Genomic DNA, 17,674 nt, shown 5'->3' with positions numbered 1-17,674 from the left:
GCAGGACCGGCCGCGGGGCAGGGGCGCGGGGGGGGCATCGGCCACCCGCCGGGCCGGGATACGACAGCGGCTGCGCCGAAGCGTTTCAGCGCAGCCGTGCGAAGGATCCGGAAGGAGGTGCTCAGCCCGTCCTGTGCTCCTCCGCCAGGATGCGGCCCAGCGCTTCGTCGAGGTTGGCCTCGAAGTCGGCGAGCGTGCGCTCCTGGCCGAGCGGGACCAGCTTGTCCGTACGGTCCAGGAACGCGAGGAGCGGGGCGATGCCGGCGCGGAACAGGGCCTGGTCGCCGCCGACCTGAAGGCGGATCAAGGCGTCGGTGAGCGGCTCGGGGCCCTCGGGCGCGATGTGCACGTCGCCGTCGCCGCAGGGTCCCTCGACGCCGTCCACGAGGAGTTCACGGCTGAACGCCCAGGTCACCGGGGCGTCGCCGGGCAGGTGGAAGGTGAACCGCACGGCGAAGGGGTCGCGGGTCTCGTACCGGAGCTCCACCGGGATGCGGAACGAGAGCTCCTCGGACACGAGAAAGCTCATCATGACCTCTGCCTGGACGGACTCGCGCATCGCCTACCCCGTTGCTGTGCCGTTGAGTTGAACCGGATTCATCTTCCCGACCCTGAGGGCATCTTGCTCAACGTACTGAAGAGATCACAAGGAGTGAGTTTTCAGATACTGATAGAGAACGCCAGCGTGGCTAGCTTCCGGCCGACATCGCTCTGCAACTCGCGCACCGCAGGCAGCAGTCGGCCCCGCTGATGCAGGGGCAGCGAGATAGCGAGCGTCGCCGCGGTGGTGCCGACGGTGATGGGCACGGCCGCGCAGACCGTACCCAGCGCGTACTCCTGCTGTTCCACGACGGGTTGCATGCGCCCCATCCGGTCCAGGCGCCGCATCAGTGTCCCGCCGTCCCGGACGGTGTACGGCGTGATCGACTGCGCGGGGTAGCGGGAGAGGTGCTCGCGCCGGTCGTCCTCGTCGAGCTGGGAGAGCAGGCACTGGCCGATCGCGTGGGCGTGCGCGGTCTGCCGGAAGTCCGCCCACTCCTCGACCGCGGGGCTGCCGGGTTTGTCGGCGATGTCCACGACTTCGACCTCGCCCTCGCGGTACACCGCGAAGTAGACCGGCACGCCGATCGCGTCCCGCCAGTGCGCGAGCACGTCACCGATCTTGCTGCGACGATTCTGCTCCGCACCGCTGCTGGTCAGCCGCTCGGCGGCCGGCCCGAAGACGAACACCCCCTGGTCCCGGCGGAGATAGCCCTCGTGCGTGAGGGTGCGCAGCAGGTGGTACGCCGTGGGCAGCGGCAGCCCGGCCTCTCTGGCGAGCTGCTTGGCGGGCGCTCCGTCGGCATGCGCGGCGACGGCCTCCAGGAGGCGCATCGCCCGTTGTACGGAGCCGATGAGGGTCGGTGCGGGGGTGCTGACTGCCGTGGCCAAGGTCCAACTCCCGTGGCGCGTGGGGGGAGCCCCCCGTGGGGGAAGCAGGGCTGCCCGGAGACACACCCCGCGTCGCTGCTTCCGGACTCTAACGCCGTGAGGGCCTCGGCGACCCTCCTGGCCGAAAGATTCCCTCGGCCGAGCGAAACTCGCCCGAGCCGCTACCAGTCGCCCCGTGACGACGAGGACGACATGAACTTCCGTACGACGTAGATGAGTCCGCCGACGAGGGCCGCGAAGAGCAGGACCTTGAAGAGCAGGCCGATGAGGAACGCGGCCACCGAGGCGATCAGGCCGCCGAACACGACGAGCGCGATCGCCGGCACCGCGACCCACTTCACCCACCAGGGCAGTCCCTGGAACATCTCCTGCACGGCCATCGCGTTCTCCTTCCGCTTCCCCCGGGTTTCCCGGGGTCCTGGAGGAGTCCCGGGCTGCTGACTTCGATGCTAGGCGGGGGACCGGGCCGTCGGGGCCCGCCGATCCCCGGTCCTTCCCTGAACCGTCCCCTAGGGAATGCCGCTGCCGACGGTCCGCGGGGCTCAGCCCTCGGGCGGTGAGAAGACGACGAGGACGCGCAGGTCCTCGCTGATGTGGTGGAAGCGGTGCGGGACCCCGGCCGGTACGTAGACGACGCTGCCCCGGCTGACCGTCGTGGTCTCGTCGCCGACGGTGATCGCGGCCCGGCCGCTGGCGACGAAGTAGACCTCGTCCTGGTGGTGCGGTTTCTGCGGGTCGGTCTCTCCGGCGTTCAGCGCGTACAGGCCGACAGACATGTTCCGTTCCCGCAGAAACTGCAGATAGGCCCCCTGGTTCTCGGCCCGCTCGACCTCGAGCTCGTCCAGCCGGAATGCTTTCATCTACCTGCCCGCCCTCACTGCTGCCGTACGCCGGTGTCCGGCGCCGATCACGTCTGCCACGATCAGACACATGAAGAATTTCGTAGTCAAGACGGTCGCCAACTCGGCGGCGCTCGCCGTGGCCATCTGGCTTCTGGACAAGATCACTCTCACCGGGAACAGCACTCCCAAGAAGGTGATCACGCTCATCCTCGTCGCGCTGGTTTTCGGCCTGGTGAATTTCCTGGTCAAGCCGGTCGTGAAGTTGCTGACGTTCCCGCTGTTCATCCTCACCCTCGGCCTGATCACGCTCGTCGTGAACGCGCTGATGCTGCTGCTCACGTCGTGGCTGGCCGAGCAGCTCTCGCTGAGTTTCCGCGTCGACGGATTCTGGACCGCCGTACTGGGTGGCTTGATCATCAGCGTCGTCTCCTGGGCGATGAACGTGGTCCTGCCGGACGACAAGGACTGACGCCGCACCATGAACGACCCCTTCCGCGTCTGCTTCGTCTGCACCGGCAACATCTGCCGGTCCCCCATGGCCGAGTCGGTCTTCCGCGCGCGCATCGAGGAGGCCGGGCTCTCCGGCCTGGTCGAGGTGGACAGCGCGGGCACCGGCGGCTGGCACGTGGGCGACGCGGCGGACCCGCGCACGGTGTCCGTACTGCTCGCCGCCGGGTACGAAAGCGCCCACGCGGCACGGCAGTTCAGCGCCGACTGGTTCGCCCGGCTCGACCTCGTGATCGCGCTCGACTCCGGCCACCTGCGCGACCTGCGCCGCCTGGCACCCACCCCGGACGCCGCCGCCAAGGTGCGGCTGCTGCGCTCGTACGATCCCGCCGCCGTGGATCTCGACGTTCCGGATCCTTATTACGGCGGTACGGACGGCTTTGACGAGTGCCTCGAACTGGTCGAGGCCGCGTCGCCCGGGCTGCTCGCCGCGGTCCAGGAGGCGCTGAACGAGAGGGGTGCGGCATGACGGAACGCGGAATTCAGGGCTCGGCCGGGGACGGTCGGGGCGCGGCCGGGGACGGTACGCGGGCTGTGCGCGCGGGGCTTCCGGAGCCGGTGAAGCACGAACCGACGCTTCCCGGGCCGGTGTTCGCCGCCCACTTCCACCTGTCCGGCGAGCCGACGGGCCCGTACACCTACGGCCGCGACGAGAACCCGACGTGGACGCTGCTTGAGCGCGCGATCGGCGAACTGGAGGCGCCCGACACCGAGGTGGAGACCCTCGCGTTCGCCTCCGGCATGGCCGCGATCTCCGCCGTGCTCTTCTCGCAGCTGCGCTCCGGCGACGTCGTCGTCATGCCGAACGACGGCTACCAGGCCCTGCCCCTCGCGCACGAGCAGCTGCGGGCGTACGGCGTCGAGGTGCGCACCGCTCCGACGGGCGGCGACGCCCAGCTGGACGTCCTGGAGGGCGCGAAGCTGCTGTGGATCGAGACGCCGTCCAACCCGGGCCTCGACGTCTGCGATGTCCGCCGCCTTGTGGCCGCCGCACATGCGCAGGGCGCCAAGGTGGCCGTCGACAACACCCTGGCCACGCCGCTCGGCCAGCGTCCCCTGGAGCTCGGCGCCGACTTCTCGGTGGCCAGCGGCACGAAGGGCCTCACCGGCCACGGCGACCTGCTGCTCGGGTACGTGACCGGGCGCGACGCGGAGGCGATGGCGGGGGTGCGGCGCTGGCGCAAGATCGTCGGCGCGATCCCCGGCCCGATGGAGGCCTGGCTCGCCCACCGCTCCCTGGCGACGCTGCAGCTGCGCCTCGACCGGCAGGTGGAGAACGCCCTGGCGATCGCGGAGGCGCTGCGCACGCGCGCCGACGTGACGGGGCTGCGGTACCCGGGGCTGCCGGAGGATCCTTCGCACAAGGTGGCCGCGCAGCAGATGCGGCGCTTCGGCAGCGTCGTCTGCTTCACGCTGGCCTCGCGCGAGCGCGCGGAGCGGTTCCTCGCGGCCCTGCATCTCGTCGAGGACGCGACGAGCTTCGGCGGCGTGCGCTCCACCGCCGAGCGCCGGGCGCGCTGGGGCGGGGACGCCGTACCGGAGGGCTTCATCCGCTTCTCGGTCGGCGCTGAGGACCCGGAGGATCTGGTGGCGGACGTGCTGCGGGCGCTGGACGAGACCGTGTGACGACAGGCGGCGTGCCCCGCTGCGGACGGTCCGAGCCTCCCCCCTCGTGGCTCGGACCGTCGCGGTTCCGCACGCGGGCGAGTACCGCTCCGCAGGCGAAGAACCGTGCGTACAAGGCTAGTTGACTCTGTGTCAGTGTCCAATCACAGTAGCGACAGAGACCTATCGACTTATTTATAGTTGGGTGCCTGCGGGGGCTTGAGGGGAGTGGGCATCGCATGGACCTGGCCTTGCTGCGCACCTTCGTGGCCGTGCACCGGGCCGGCTCCTTCACCCGCGCCGCCGCTCTCCTGGGCCTCTCCCAGCCGGCCGTCACCTCCCAGATACGCACGCTGGAGCGGCAGTTGGGCCGCCCCCTCTTCCTCCGCCAGGCCCGCGGGGTGACGCCCACGACGATCGGCGACGAGCTCGCGCACAAGGCGGCCCCGCATCTGGACGCCCTGGTGGAGATCGCCGAGAGCGTCCCGGACGAGGAGTCCCCGTCCCGCACCCTGCATCTCGCGGGCCCGCCCGAGTTCACCGCGGAGCGCGCCCTGCCCGCGCTCACCGCTCTCACCGGCGAGGACGGCCGGGCGTACGCATTGCGCGCCTCGTTCGGCACGGCCGAGGAGGTCCTCGAAGGCCTCGCCGCCGGGCATCACGATCTGGCCATCACGACGGCCCGCCCGCGCGGCCCGCTCCTGACCGCGACTGCGCTCTGCGACGAGGAGCACGTACTGGTCGCGGCCCCGGAGCTGATGAAGCGGCTCGGCGGTGCGGGCCCGTGGGACGCGGGCGAGCTGGCGGCGCTGCCGGTGGTCGAGGTGCACGAGTCGCTGCCGCTGGTCACGCGCTACTGGACCGCCGTCCTCGACACCCGGCCCGCCGCGTCCGGCGCGGTCGTCGCCCCCGATCTGCGGGCGGCGCTCGCCTGTGTCACGGCCGGCGCGGGGCTCTCCGTACTGCCGCGCTATCTCTGTGCGCAGGCCCTGGAGCGCGGGGACGTGGTGGCGCTGCTCGATCCGGATGTGCCGCCGCTGCGGACGTACTTCCTGGTGGTTCGCACCGGGACGCTCGCCCTGCCGCACATCGCGCGGGCCCACGACTGGCTGCTGCGGGCTGCGGCGGACTGGGGCTGAGCGGCAGCAGTGCCGGGGCGGGTGGGCTGCTGGAGCGGGGCGCGGGAAACGAACCTTCGCGCGTCGTGTTTCACGTGGAACATCGCGGGCCACATTTCTTCCATGACCGTCCGACCCGTGGTCAAGCGCACCGCCCGAGCCGTCCTCCTCGACGGCAACGACTTGATCCTGATCAAGCGCACCAAGCCGGGAGTCGATCCGTACTGGGTGACGCCCGGCGGGGGAGTCGAGCCCGAGGACACGACCGTGGTCGACGCCCTGCACCGTGAAGTGCACGAGGAGCTCGGCGCGAAGATCACCGATGTCGTGCCCTGCTTCGTCGACACGGTGGAGCACATCGGCGCGGACGGCGGCGCCACCGGCGTGAAGGTGCAGCACTTCTTCGTCTGCCGTCTGGAGTCCATGGACACCTCGCAGCGCCACGGCCCGGAGGTCGAGGAGCCCGCCGGCGAGTACGAGATCGTGCGGATCCCCTTCACCCGTGTCGGCATCGCCTCGGTCCACCTGGTCCCGCTCTCGCTGCGGCACTATCTCGACGGCAACATCGAGGGCGTACGCGCGATGCACGCCCCGGACCTGGGCTGACTCCCTGGCGGAGCCGGGCTGGGCGCGGGCCCGGGGCCGGACCTCGGAGCCAGGCGCGGCTAGGTCCTGTCTTCAATCGCCGCGGGGCAGACGGGAGATCGAAGACAGGGCCTAGACCCCGGCGCCGACGAGTTCCTCGAGCGAGTCGTGGCGGATGCGGTTCGCCGGAATGCCCGCGTCCTTCAGGGCGTGCACGCCGTTGCGGATCATCCCGGGCGGTCCCGAGAGGTACGCGTCGTACGTGTCCCAGGGGCCGAACTCCTTGACCGCGTCCGGGAGCTGGCCGCGGTGACCCTGCTGGTCGAACGTGTCGATCACTGGGCGCACCGACAGCCAGGGGTGGGTGTCCTGGAGCTGGAGCATGGTGTCGATGTCGTAGAGGTCGTGGTCGCTGCGGGCGCCGTAGAAGACCTCGACCGGGCGGCGCCGGCCGTGCTCGGCGATGTCCTCGACGAGGGCCTTGATCGGCGCGATACCGGTACCGCCGCCCACACAGAGCAGCCCGTTGTCGGTGGCGTGGTCGACGGTCATGCTGCCGGCGGGCGGCCCGAGCCGGACGGTGTCGCCGGGCCGGGCGCGGTGCACGAGGGCGTTGGACACCCAGCCCGCGGGGATGGCCTTGACGTGGAAGGTGAGCAGCCCGTCGGAGCGGGGCGCGGAGGCGAACGAGTAGTGCCGCCAGACCCGCGGCCACCACGGCGTCTCCAGGCTGGCGTACTGCCCGGCGAGGAACGGGTACGGCTGGTCGGGCCGGACGGTGATCACCGCGATGTCGGGCGTGCGCAGCTCGTGCGAGACGACCTCGCCGAACCACCAGGCGGGCGCCCGCTGTTCGTCCTCGGCGGCCGAGTCGATCATGATCTGGGAGATGGTCGTGTAGGTCCGCACCCAGGCGGCCTCGGTCTCCTCGTCCCATGTGCTGCTCGCGTACCGGCTGAGCGCGCCGATCAGCGCCTCGCCGACGGCCGGGTAGTGCTCGGGCTCGGTGCCGTACTTGCGGTGCCCACGGCCGAGGTTCTTCAGGTACGGGACCAGGACCTCGGTGTTGTCGAGGTTCTCGGCGGCGGTGAGCAGCGCCTTCAGGAGCCGGTCGCGCTGGGTGTCCATCGACGCGGGGAACAGCATCCGCAGGTCGGGGTGGCGCAGGAAGAGCAGCGCGTAGAAGTACGAGGTGACCTTGTCGGCGACCGGGCCGACCTCGGCCATCGTCCGCTGGATGAGGACCGCGTCCGGCGAGGGCTGCGCCTCGGAGACGGCGGCGGGGCCCGGGGCTGCGGTGGACGCCGGGGCCGGTGTGGACGCCGGGGCTGCGGCAGGTGCGGTTGCCTGGGGCGCGGCGGGCGGCTCGGCGAGCGCGGTGGCCCCGGACTTGGGCTTGGAGAAGAACGCCGAGCCGGGCACGGAGCCGGAGGCGGAAGCAGGGCCTGCGGCCGGGCCCGATGCGGAAGCGGGGCCAGAAGCCGGGCCCGACACGGAGGGCGGGGCGGCCTGCCCGGCGGGCTGAGTCGCTGCGGGCTGGGCCGGGGCGTGGCCTTGAGACGGGGCCGGAGCGTGGCCTTGAGGCGGGGCCGGTGCGTGACCTTGAGGCGGGACTGGAGTCCGCGCTTCCGGGGGCCGACGCGCCTCGGGCACACGACCACCCTCGGGCACCCGCCCCTCGGCTATGCGCGCGTCCGGGCCTCGGTGCTGGTCCGGGCTTCGGTGCTGGTCGGGACCTCGGTAGTCCGGGGCGCCGCTGCTCGGCGTACGGCCCTGCGGAACGCGCTGTTCCTGCTCGCGCCGCTGCTGCTCACGCAGCACCTGCTCGCGGCGCTCCTGCTCCCGGCGCTCCTGCTCGCGGCCGTCACGCCACGGCCCCTGGTACGCGGGCGGGTCCGAAGACACGGAGGGTTCCGGCGCAGGGTGCTCCGCCGATGCGGCGGCCGGGTTCGTCGTCTTCTTGCGCGGGGTGAACCATCCGCCCCCGTCATCGCCGGAAGAGCCGCTGTCGGCCGACTTGGTGGTCGGAGCGTCCATTCTTTGCCTCGCCTCGAACATCTTTCGGTCGGTCTGTGCACTTTCCGTAGGGAAAGCGCTCGGTCTTTCCCCCGCTCTGCACCCGAAGGAATTGGGCCCACATTGAACCCCGACCTACCACCCATTACGGACGAGTAGCTCGGAATGTGATATTGCCCGCAACCCTGCCAACGCAGGCTGCAACCCCGTGTGTTCACACCGGACCAATAGCGGGAATCCGGTGCCTGATCCCCTCCCCGTTCCTAGGCTTCGCGATCTCCGTCCCGTACGCACCCCCCGGCGCGCGCGAGACAATCCGGAGTCGACCATACCGGCAGTAGCAGAGCGCACAAGCCCCTCACCCCTCGTAAGGAATTCGACGCGGCCGACGTGTGCAATTCCTCAATTGACCTTCGCCACAGTCGATTTCAGTGCCCGCAGCTCACCGGCTACGCCGAGTACACCCGGGGTACGACAGAGCGAGTAGCCGCGCTTACTCCCCCCGTCAGACGCGCGCGCCCGCCCCTCGGCGGGACCGTGTTTCACGTGAAACTAGACCGCCCCACACGACGGGCCACCCTCGCTGTCCATGTAGTCGCCGCCGCCGGCTGGCTCGGGCTGACGCTCGGTCTGCTGGCCCTCGCGATCACGGCGATCACCACCGACTCCCCGGCGATGACCGAAGCCACCGTGCGCTCCATGAAGCTCTTCGCGGACTGGCTGGTCATCCCGCTCGCGCTGCTCACCCTGCTGAGCGGACTCGTCCTCGCCCTCGGTACGCCCTGGGGCCTCGCCCGGCACCGCTGGGTCTACACCAAGTTCTGGCTGACGCTCGCCACGACCACCGCGTCGATCTTCGCGCTGCGCCCCGGTGTCTCGGACGCGGCGGAGGCGGTCGCCGCCGGTTCCACGGTGGTCGATCCGACGGATCTGGTGGCCGGACCCATCGTCTCCCTGTCCGCGTACCTCTTCATGACGGTGATCTCCGTCCTCAAGCCTTGGGGCCTGACGAAGCGTGGCCGAAAGCACCGGCCCACTTCCCGTAATGCGGTGGACGCCAAGGGTGTACGTCAGACAGCCTGACCCGCGTGTCGACACCTTCGCTCTCCACACTGCCCGTCCGCCGACTCACCCCGAGAGATCTGACCGCCTGCGCGGACCTCTCCGAGAACCGCGGCTGGCCCCGCGAGGAACACAAGTGGGGCCTGCTGCTCGCCGCCGGCACCGGCTACGGCATCGACGACCCCGAGGGCGGCCTGGTCAGCGCCTGCGTCGTCACGTCGTACGGGCCGCCCGAGCGGCCGGAGTTGGCGGCCATCGGCATGGTCCTCGTCGCCGAACGGCACGCACGCCAGGGCGTCGGCCGCCGACTGATGCGGCACGTCGTCGACGCCGCCGGCTCGACCCCGCTCACCCTGCACGCGACGGAGTACGGGCGTCCGCTGTACGAGGAGCTCGGTTTCAAGACAACCGGCCGGGCCGAGATGCTCCGCGGCCCCTTCCGCCCCACGGGCCAGGCCCCCTCCGTACGCACCCGCCCCGCCACGGCCGAGGACCTGCAGGCGATCCTGCGCCTGGACGGCGAGGTCTTCGGCACCGACCGGACCGCCATGCTCACCCGCCTCCCCGCCTTCGCCGACCAGCTGCGGGTCGCGGAGGACGGCGGCGAGCTCATCGGGTACGCGGCGGCCTGGCCGAACATGGACACGCATGTCGTCGGCCCGCTGATCGCGCGGGACACCGAGACCGCCAAGGCGCTCGTCGCCGACCTGGCCGCGCACACCGACCGGCCGCTGCGCACCGACATCGACGTGCGGCACGAGGAGCTGGTGTCCTGGCTGAAGTCCCAGGGCCTGGAGTCCTGGAGCTTCAACGCGGTCATGACGTATGGGATCCCCGAGCTGCCCGGCGACTGGACGCGTCGCTTCGCACCCCTCACGGTCGCCGCGGGCTGACCGCGGCCCCCGGTCCCGCACCGGGGGCCGGCCCCGGCTCCGCCCCCCCGGGAATACTTGCAGACCCCCACTAGTTGCACACGCTGGATATTTCATACGTGCTCTATCCTGGAGGCCAGCCGCATCCGGGACGGCGACCACTCGGCAGGGAGGCAGGAGCCCATGACAGCGACAGACCCCGCACTGACCGCTCTCGCACAGGGCTGGTGCGCCCTCTCGTCCCTTCACGGCAAGATCGAGTCGCACATCGAGCGCGCGCTGCAGGCCAAGCACGAACTGAGCGTCCGGGAGTACTCGCTCCTGGACGTCCTCAGCCGTCAGCACGACGGCCCCGGCGGGCATCTGCAGATGAAGCAGGTCGCCGACGCGGTCGTGCTCAGCCAGAGCGCCACCACCCGCCTCGTCACCCGCCTCGAGGACCGCGGCCTGCTCTCCCGGTACCTCTGCCCGACCGACCGTCGCGGCATCTACACCGACGTCAGCGAGGCCGGCGCCCAGCTCCTCGCCGAGGCCCGCCCGACCAACGACAAGGCACTGCGCGAGGCCCTGGACGAGGCGGCCCAGAACCCCGAACTGGCCCAGCTGGTCAGGGCAGTTGAGGAACTGAACGCTCCGGCTCCGGCCTGAAACGTCCGCCATCCCCGTCTGGGGCAGTCGTCGTAGCCGACCGAGGCAGTCGTCGTACCCGACTGAGGCAGCCGTGGCGCCCAGCCGTGGCGCCTGTCGTACCCCGCCCGTGAGGCGGGCAGCCCCGGTCCGCGTAGGCTGCCGCCTCATGGGAGACCTTGCGATCCGCCCCGCCACCGCCGCCGATCTGCCGGCCATCGTGGCCATGCTCGCCGACGACCCCCTGGGCGCCCGGCGCGAGTCCCCGGACGACCTCGCCCCGTACGAGCGGGCCCTCGCGCGGCTCGTCGACGACCCCAACCAGCACGTGGTGGTCGCCTTGCGCGAGGAGCGGGTCGTCGGCACGCTCCAGCTGACCGTCATCCCCGGCCTGTCCCGGCGCGGCGCGACCCGCTCGATCATCGAGGGCGTACGCATCCACGCCGACGAGCGCGGCAGCGGCCTCGGCACCCAGCTCATCGAGTGGGCCGTCGACGAATCCCGCCGCCAGGACTGCCAGTTGGTGCAGCTGACCTCTGACGCCACCCGCGTCGACGCCCACCGCTTCTACGAGCGGCTCGGCTTCGAGGCTTCCCATGTGGGGTTCAAGCTGAGCCTGGGCTAGGGACGGCCGCGTGGGTCCACACCCGCTCCTCCCTCGGCGGCACGCCGCCCACAGCACACCCCTTGGCACGCGTTTCACGGCGCATGTTTCACGTGAAACACGACCCCCCGGCCCGCAGCCACATCAGCCGCGACCGCCAGGCCCGCTCACTGCTCCCCGACCCACCCCCGAGGATCCGCCCCGCCCGGCACCGGCGCCCCTGCCTCATACGGCTCGCGGGTGAAGACGAAGGAGCCGAGGTCGAGGTGGCTCAGGGAGCCGTCCTCCCGCCGGACCGCGCGCAGCGTCTCCCCCGCGTAGTAGCCGTTGAGACCCGTCCAGGTGCCGTCGGCCTCCGCGCGGAACGAGGCCGAGCGGCCGGGGCCGGCGAGCGGGCCGAGTTCGAGCCCGTCGTCCCCGCGCAGGCGCAGCCCGAAGGCGTGCGTGCCCCAGTACCAGGGCCCCGCCAACTCCAGTACGCCCTGGTCGACTTCGGCCGCCGGGCGCCAGGCCTCCGGGATGCGCGGCTCGGCCTCGACGACGGTCTGCACGAGCTCAGCGGCGAGCGAGCCGACCAGCGGGCCCGAGGTGCAGTTGGCCAGCGCCACCGCCCCGACCCCGTCCTGCTCGCTGAAGAGCAGCCCGGCCAGGAACCCCGGCAGCGAGCCCATGTGCCCGGCGAGCGTCCGCCCGTCCACGTGCAGCGTCTGCATCCCGAGCCCGTACCCCATGTACCGGTCCCCCGCCTCGGGCGGCGCCGCCGGCGTGCGCATCTCCCGTACGGAATCGGCGCTCAGCACGCGCTCGTCGCCCTGGGCCAGGAACGTCGCGAAGCGCGCCAAGTCCCCGGTGGTCGACCAGAGTTGACCGGCCGGCGCCATCAGGCCCAGGTCCTCCACCGGCTCGGCCTGCAGCACGTCCGCCCACGGGTGGACGGCCAGCCCGGGCGCGTACGGCGCCTCCGGCTGTGCGCTCGTACGGTGCAGCCCCAGCGGCTCCAGGACCTCCCGGCGCAGCACCTCCTCCCAGGGCGCCCCGCGCAACTCCGCCACGAGCGAGCCGAGCAGGGTGTAGCCGGGGTTGGAGTAGTGGTGCCGCACCCCGGCCGGGTGCCGGAACGGCTCCTCCCCGAGCACATCCGCGAGCTCGGGCCGTACGGTGCCGGGCGTGCGCTCCCACCACGGCGCGGGCGACTCGGCCGCCAACCCGCCGGTGTGGGCGAGCAGTTGGCCGATCGTCACCTCGCCGACGCCCGCCGCGAGCTCCGCGCTCGGCAGGTGCTTGCCCAGCGGGTCGGTGAGGTCCAGCAGCCCTTCGTCGCGCAGCCGCAGCACCAAGACGGCGGTGAACGTCTTGGTGATCGACCCGATGCGGTACTGGGTTTCGGTGTCCGGAACGCCTCCCGCCACGGAACCCCGCCCGCCGTGCCAGACGATCCGCCCGTCCCGTACGACGGCGGCGACGAGCGAGGGCGCCCGCCCCTCGGACTGCGCCCGGGCCAGCCGGTGCAGCAGGGCTCTACGGGTGGCGGGCAACAGCTCGGCGAAGGCGTGGTCGTCGTCGTAAGTCATGCCCCCAGTTCACCGGCAGGGGCGGGCCTGAGTCGAGCGGATTAGCCCGCCCCGTGATCTGCCGGGATCTAGCAGTCCGGCGCGCCGTCCACCCCCGGCTCGGGGAGCAGCGGGAAGAGTCGGCTGATGAGGGCCACCGGACGGGCTCCCTCCGGCCGGGCGAGCGGGCGCTGCTCACGGTCCTGGTAGGGCGCGAGCGCCTGCCGTACGGCGTCGGCGACGCGGCTCATCTCCTCCGGCGTCAGATAGGCGACCGCGCTGAAGGCCTCGTCGTGCCGCCACTCGTCCGGCGCCTCGTCGCGCCGGCTGAGCCAGCGCTGCCAGCTCTCGTCCTCCAACCCCCGTGCCAGATCGCCGAATTGGTCCTCGGAGGGCTCAGCCGCGGAAGGCTCGTCGGTACGCAGGCGCCAGGGGCGGGCGCGGCCGCCGGTGTGCGGGGCCTCCTCGATCTGCCCGTGCCGGGCGAGCTGCCGCAGGTGGAAGGAGCAGAGCCCCGAGCTGTAGCCGAGCCGGGACGCGGCCTCGGTCGCGGTGACGACGCCGACCTCGGCGAGCAGATCGAGCAGCGCCGTCCGTACGTCGTGCTCCCGCAGCTTGTCCTCGGTCACGCGGCCACCCTCCTCAGCACAATCCTCTGGCTTACTTTGCAAAGTCTGCTAGTTTGCAAAGTACTTGGCAAGCGCCAGAACGCCAGAACGTCGGGGCGCCAGAACGTCGGGGCGTCAGGGCGTCAGGGCGTCAGGGCGTCAGGGCGTCAGGCCCAGAGCAACAGGGGCATCAGGGCCCAGGACAGAAGGGGAGTCCGTCATGTCGGTTCCGCAGGGGCAGCCGTCCCGTCCCGTAGTGCGTCGGATCACGGAGATCGGCGAGGACGTGCTGGCCCGCCCGTGCCGCGAGATCACCGAGTTCGGCACCACCGAGCTGGCGACCCTGATCGACGACATGTTCGCGACGATGTACGTGGCCGACGGCGCGGGCCTCGCCGCCAACCAAGTCGGCCTGGATCTACGGCTGTTCGTCTACGACTGCCCGGACGACCACGGCGACCGGCACGTCGGCCATGTCCTCAACCCGGTCCTCGAACTCCCCGAGGCGGGCGAGCGCCGGCTGATCGACGACATGGAGGGCTGCCTGTCCGTGCCGGGCGCGGGCATGTCCGTACCGCGCACCGACCGTGCCGTCGTGCGCGGCGTCGACCAGCACGGCGAGCCGGTCGTCATCGAGGGCACCGGCTACTTCGCGCGCTGCCTGCAGCACGAGTACGACCACCTGCTGGGCAGCACGTATCTCGACCGGCTCTCCAAGCGCGACCGCAAGGAGGCGCTGCGGCAGATGGAGCAGCGCCGCGAGGCCGTCTTCGCCCAACGCGCCCGCAGGACCGCCGAGTTGGAGCGGTCCGCGAAGCCCGCGAGCTCCGCCGCGTCCGAGTAGCCGAGCCAGGCGGGGCCGAGCGGGGCGGGGCCGAGCCAGGCGGGGCCGAGCGGGGCGGGCCGGGCACTGCCCCGCTCCGCGTCAGGTCTGGGCCATGTCCACGAAGCGGGAGTAGTGGCCCTGGAAGGCGACCGTGATCGTGGCCGTCGGGCCGTTACGGTGCTTGCCGACGATGATGTCCGCCTCGCCCGCGCGCGGCGACTCCTTCTCGTACGCATCCTCGCGGTGCAGCAGGATGACCATGTCCGCGTCCTGCTCGATGGAGCCGGACTCACGCAGGTCGGAGACCATCGGCTTCTTGTCGGTGCGCTGCTCGGGGCCACGGTTCAGCTGCGAGAGCGCGATCACCGGGAGCTCCAGCTCCTTGGCGAGGAGCTTGAGGTTTCGCGACATGTCCGAGACCTCCTGCTGGCGGCTCTCGGCGCGCTTGGAGCCGCCGGACTGCATCAGCTGGAGGTAGTCGATGACGACGAGCTTGAGGTCGTTGCGCTGCTTGAGGCGGCGGCACTTGGCGCGGATCTCCATCATCGACAGGTTCGGGGAGTCGTCGATGTAGAGCGGGGCGGCCGAGACGTCGGGCATGCGGCGGGCGAGGCGCGTCCAGTCCTCGTCGGTCATCGTGCCGGAGCGCATGTGGTGCAGGGCGACGCGGGCCTCGGCGGAGAGCAGTCGCATCGCGATCTCGTTGCGCCCCATTTCGAGCGAGAAGATCACGCTCGGCATGTTGTGCTTGATGGAGCAGGCCCGCGCGAAGTCGAGCGCCAGCGTGGACTTACCCATGGCGGGACGCGCGGCGATGATGATCATCTGGCCCGGGTGCAGGCCGTTGGTGAGCTGGTCGAGGTCGGTGAAGCCGGTCGGGACGCCGGTCATCTCCCCGGAGCGTGAGCCGATCGCCTCGATCTCGTCGAGCGCGCCCTCCATGATGTCGCCGAGGGGCAGATAGTCCTCGGTGGTGCGCTGCTCGGTGACCGCGTAGATCTCGGCCTGGGCGCTGTTGACGATCTCGTCGACATCGCCGTCCGCCGCGTATCCCATCTGGGTGATGCGGGTGCCGGCCTCGACGAGGCGGCGGAGCACGGCGCGTTCGTGGACGATCTCCGCGTAGTACTCGGCGTTGGCCGCCGTGGGGACCGTCTGCACCAGCGTGTGCAGATAGGAGGCGCCGCCGACCTTGGTGATCTCGCCGCGCTTGGTGAGCTCGGCCGCCACGGTGATCGGGTCGGCGGGCTCGCCCTTCGCGTACAGGTCGAGGATCGACTGGTAGATCGTCTCGTGCGCCGGCCGGTAGAAGTCGTGGCCCTTGAGGACCTCCACGACGTCCGCGATCGCGTCCTTGGAGAGGAGCATGCCGCCGAGCACGGACTGCTCGGCGTCCAGGTCCTGCGGGGGCACGCGCTCGAAGGCGGAGCCGCCGTCCCACGGGGCTTCGCCGCCGCGGTCGTCGTCACGGCCGCGGCCGCCTCCGCGCTGGCGGGTGACGGGCAGTCGGTCGCTGGGACCGCTGTCGGCCCAAGGGCCTTCCAAGGGCTCGGACACACTCACCGGGCCACCTCCTCCCGTCCGCCGCGCGGACCTCGCCGTGCCTCCTCTTTCTTACGGCACGGCACTGACAAACCAGAGACCCAACTCCGCTTCTGTCGCGTTGGTTATGCGGGGGTTTCCTGGAGCGGAAAACGGGGCGGGCGCCGGACCACGGTAGGGCCGCGGGCACCGTCAGCCAATCTGGTTATCCACAGGCGGTGTGGATGACGGAGCCCAGGCTGTGGAGAACTCCCCGAATCCTGTGCACGGTCCGGTGGACAGCGCTGTGAACAAGCCCTCAAGCTTCCCGGAGAACCAGCTCTGACCTGCGGTTTTCTTGTCCCCCGGCTGTGCATAGGAAAAAGTTCTGCAACGGGAGCAAGATCGGCGCGAACGGCACCGCACGCCAGCCCGAACCGACCCACAAGTAAGGGGCCCACTCGCATTGCGTCCATTACCTGTGGAAGATTACATTGGAGCCCATGACACAGGCTCCCTCCACCCCCAAGGCCGTCCGCCGACGGCACGACCGCGAGATCATCTCGCTCGCCGTCCCGGCCTTCGGGGCACTGGTCGCCGAGCCGCTCTTCGTCATGGCCGACACCGCCATCGTCGGCCATCTCGGCACGGCCCAACTCGCCGGCCTCGGCGTCGCCTCCGCCCTCCTGATGACGGGCGTGAGCATCTTCGTCTTCCTCGCCTACGCGACAACGGCCGCCGTCGCCCGCAGGGTCGGCGCCGGTGACATGCAGTCCGCGATCCGCCAGGGCATGGACGGCATCTGGCTCGCCCTGCTCATCGGCATCGCGGTCGTCGCCGTCATCGTGCCCACGGCCCCCGCCGTGATCGACCTCTTCGGCGCCTCCGCCACCGCGGCCCCACATGCGATCACGTATCTGCGGATCTCCGCGATCGGCATCCCCGCGATGCTCGTCGTCCTGGCAGCCACCGGCGTCCTCCGCGGACTCCAGGACACCAAGACCCCGCTGTACGTGGCCATCGCCGGCTTCGTCGCCAACGCCCTCCTCAACCTCGGCCTGGTCTACGGCGCCGGGCTCGGCATCGCAGGATCCGCCTGGGGCACGGCCATCGCGCAGATCGGCATGGCGGTCGCGTATCTCGTCGTCGTGGTCCGCGGCGCCCGGCGCCATCACGCCTCGCTGCGACCGGACGCCGCCGGCATCCGCGCCTGCGCCCAGGCCGGCGTCCCGCTCCTTGTCCGTACGCTCTCGCTGCGGGCGATCATGATCATCGCCACCGCGGTCGCCACTCGGCTCGGTGACGCGGACATCGCCGCGCACCAGATCATCCTGACCCTGTGGAGCCTGCTGGCCTTCGCCCTGGACGCGATCGCGATCGCCGGGCAGGCCATCATCGGCCGCTATCTCGGCGCCGGTGACACCGACGGCGCCCGGGACGCCTGCCGCCGCATGGTGCAGTGGGGCGTCGCGTCCGGTGTGGTGCTCGGACTGCTGGTGGTGGCCGCGCGGCCGGTGTTCCTGCCGCTGTTCACCAGCGACACGACCGTGCAGGACGCCGCGTTCATCGCCCTGCTCGTCGTGGCCGTCTCGCAACCGGTCTCCGGGGTCGTCTTCGTGCTCGACGGCGTGCTGATGGGCGCGGGCGACGGCCCGTATCTGGCCTGGGCGATGCTCGTCACGCTGGCCGTCTTCACCCCGGTCGCCCTGCTCGTACCGACCGTCGGCGGTGGGCTGACGGCGCTGTGGGGGGCGATGGCTCTCATGATGGCGGTACGGATGGTCACGCTGTGGCTGCGCGCCCGCTCCGGACGGTGGATGGTCACGGGCGCCACCCGCTGACGGCGACAGCGAGCCGGGCCCGCCGCCCGCCCTCGCCGTTTCACGTGAAACAGCACCCC

At 71.2% G+C, this 17,674-nt stretch carries 19 protein-coding genes; 11 read left to right on the top strand and 8 right to left on the bottom strand.

The annotated features are described in order from the left end of the window. Positions 1-121 precede the first annotated feature (121 nt). The 4 genes from ACIDOF_RS12710 to ACIDOF_RS12695 all read right to left on the bottom strand — a co-directional run bounded on the left by ACIDOF_RS12710 (position 122) and on the right by ACIDOF_RS12695 (position 2,291). Positions 122-559, bottom strand: a complete 438-nt coding sequence (locus ACIDOF_RS12710) for an SsgA family sporulation/cell division regulator (RefSeq protein ID WP_409005925.1) — start codon at positions 557-559, stop codon at positions 122-124. Between the two features lie 101 nt (positions 560-660). Beyond that, positions 661-1,431 carry an IclR family transcriptional regulator gene (locus ACIDOF_RS12705; RefSeq protein ID WP_409005924.1) on the bottom strand — a complete coding sequence of 257 codons (771 nt, stop codon included), beginning with the start codon at positions 1,429-1,431 and terminating at the stop codon, positions 661-663. Between the two features lie 161 nt (positions 1,432-1,592). After that, entirely contained in the window at positions 1,593-1,805 is a 213-nt protein-coding gene (locus tag ACIDOF_RS12700) for a DUF5326 family protein (protein ID WP_409006090.1), read from the bottom strand. A 168-nt stretch (positions 1,806-1,973) separates the two neighbouring features. Continuing rightward, a complete protein-coding gene (locus ACIDOF_RS12695) occupies positions 1,974-2,291 on the bottom strand; it encodes a cupin domain-containing protein (protein ID WP_409005923.1) in 318 nt (105 codons plus the stop codon). Between the two features lie 70 nt (positions 2,292-2,361). Between ACIDOF_RS12695 and ACIDOF_RS12690 the strand changes: the two genes are divergently transcribed. From ACIDOF_RS12690 to ACIDOF_RS12670, 5 genes are all read left to right on the top strand, one after another. Beyond that, complete coding sequence (locus tag ACIDOF_RS12690; protein WP_409005922.1) at positions 2,362-2,742, top strand: phage holin family protein; 381 nt, start codon at positions 2,362-2,364, stop codon at positions 2,740-2,742. Positions 2,743-2,751: 9 nt separating this feature from the next. After that, a complete protein-coding gene (locus ACIDOF_RS12685) occupies positions 2,752-3,249 on the top strand; it encodes a low molecular weight protein-tyrosine-phosphatase (RefSeq protein ID WP_409005921.1) in 498 nt (165 codons plus the stop codon). After that, complete coding sequence (locus ACIDOF_RS12680; RefSeq protein WP_409005920.1) at positions 3,246-4,406, top strand: cystathionine gamma-lyase; 1,161 nt, start codon at positions 3,246-3,248, stop codon at positions 4,404-4,406. The genes ACIDOF_RS12685 and ACIDOF_RS12680 overlap by 4 nt, the downstream gene beginning before the upstream one ends. Before the next feature lie 218 nt (positions 4,407-4,624). Continuing rightward, positions 4,625-5,524: a LysR family transcriptional regulator gene (locus ACIDOF_RS12675; RefSeq protein WP_409005919.1), complete on the top strand. Its 900-nt coding sequence runs from the start codon at positions 4,625-4,627 to the stop codon at positions 5,522-5,524. A gap of 102 nt (positions 5,525-5,626) precedes the next feature. Next, positions 5,627-6,109: an NUDIX domain-containing protein gene (locus tag ACIDOF_RS12670; protein ID WP_409005918.1), complete on the top strand. Its 483-nt coding sequence runs from the start codon at positions 5,627-5,629 to the stop codon at positions 6,107-6,109. A gap of 111 nt (positions 6,110-6,220) precedes the next feature. Here ACIDOF_RS12670 and ACIDOF_RS12665 read toward each other — a convergent pair whose 3' ends face one another. Beyond that, the gene (locus ACIDOF_RS12665; protein WP_409005917.1) at positions 6,221-8,125 is read right to left on the bottom strand and encodes a globin domain-containing protein; all 1,905 of its coding nucleotides are present in this window, start codon (positions 8,123-8,125) and stop codon (positions 6,221-6,223) included. A gap of 525 nt (positions 8,126-8,650) precedes the next feature. On the opposite strand from ACIDOF_RS12665, the gene ACIDOF_RS12660 reads away from it, so the two are divergent. The 4 genes from ACIDOF_RS12660 to ACIDOF_RS12645 all read left to right on the top strand — a co-directional run bounded on the left by ACIDOF_RS12660 (position 8,651) and on the right by ACIDOF_RS12645 (position 11,290). Beyond that, positions 8,651-9,187: a DUF2269 domain-containing protein gene (locus ACIDOF_RS12660; RefSeq protein WP_409005916.1), complete on the top strand. Its 537-nt coding sequence runs from the start codon at positions 8,651-8,653 to the stop codon at positions 9,185-9,187. 5 nt (positions 9,188-9,192) lie between these two features. After that, positions 9,193-10,059 (top strand): GNAT family N-acetyltransferase, encoded by an 867-nt coding sequence (locus tag ACIDOF_RS12655; RefSeq protein ID WP_409005915.1) that lies wholly within the window; start codon positions 9,193-9,195, stop codon positions 10,057-10,059. Positions 10,060-10,221: 162 nt separating this feature from the next. Beyond that, a complete protein-coding gene (locus tag ACIDOF_RS12650) occupies positions 10,222-10,686 on the top strand; it encodes a MarR family winged helix-turn-helix transcriptional regulator (RefSeq protein ID WP_409005914.1) in 465 nt (154 codons plus the stop codon). A 148-nt stretch (positions 10,687-10,834) separates the two neighbouring features. Beyond that, the gene (locus tag ACIDOF_RS12645; RefSeq protein ID WP_409005913.1) at positions 10,835-11,290 is read left to right on the top strand and encodes a GNAT family N-acetyltransferase; all 456 of its coding nucleotides are present in this window, start codon (positions 10,835-10,837) and stop codon (positions 11,288-11,290) included. A 146-nt stretch (positions 11,291-11,436) separates the two neighbouring features. On the opposite strand, the gene ACIDOF_RS12640 is transcribed toward ACIDOF_RS12645, so the two are convergent. After that, the gene (locus ACIDOF_RS12640; RefSeq protein ID WP_409005912.1) at positions 11,437-12,840 is read right to left on the bottom strand and encodes a serine hydrolase domain-containing protein; all 1,404 of its coding nucleotides are present in this window, start codon (positions 12,838-12,840) and stop codon (positions 11,437-11,439) included. Positions 12,841-12,908: 68 nt separating this feature from the next. After that, positions 12,909-13,448, bottom strand: coding sequence for a winged helix-turn-helix domain-containing protein (locus tag ACIDOF_RS12635; RefSeq protein ID WP_409005911.1), 540 nt, complete (start codon positions 13,446-13,448; stop codon positions 12,909-12,911). A gap of 199 nt (positions 13,449-13,647) precedes the next feature. Here ACIDOF_RS12635 and def point away from each other — a divergent pair, with 199 nt between their 5' ends. After that, positions 13,648-14,271 carry a peptide deformylase gene (gene def, locus ACIDOF_RS12630; protein ID WP_409005910.1) on the top strand — a complete coding sequence of 208 codons (624 nt, stop codon included), beginning with the start codon at positions 13,648-13,650 and terminating at the stop codon, positions 14,269-14,271. A gap of 81 nt (positions 14,272-14,352) precedes the next feature. On the opposite strand, the gene dnaB is transcribed toward def, so the two are convergent. After that, on the bottom strand, positions 14,353-15,816 hold the full coding sequence (dnaB, locus tag ACIDOF_RS12625; RefSeq protein ID WP_409005909.1) for a replicative DNA helicase: 1,464 nt from the start codon (positions 15,814-15,816) through the stop codon (positions 14,353-14,355). Between the two features lie 461 nt (positions 15,817-16,277). Between dnaB and ACIDOF_RS12620 the strand changes: the two genes are divergently transcribed. Then, entirely contained in the window at positions 16,278-17,615 is a 1,338-nt protein-coding gene (locus ACIDOF_RS12620; protein ID WP_409005908.1) for an MATE family efflux transporter, read from the top strand. The last annotated feature ends 59 nt before the right edge of the window (positions 17,616-17,674 follow it).

Origin of the sequence: Streptomyces sp. Da 82-17 (assembly GCF_046098215.1) — a bacterium.
Taxonomy (GTDB): Bacteria; Actinomycetota; Actinomycetes; order Streptomycetales; family Streptomycetaceae; genus Streptomyces.
The sequence above is the reverse complement of the archived record's forward strand: the minus strand, read 5'-3'. Positions and strand labels throughout refer to the sequence as shown.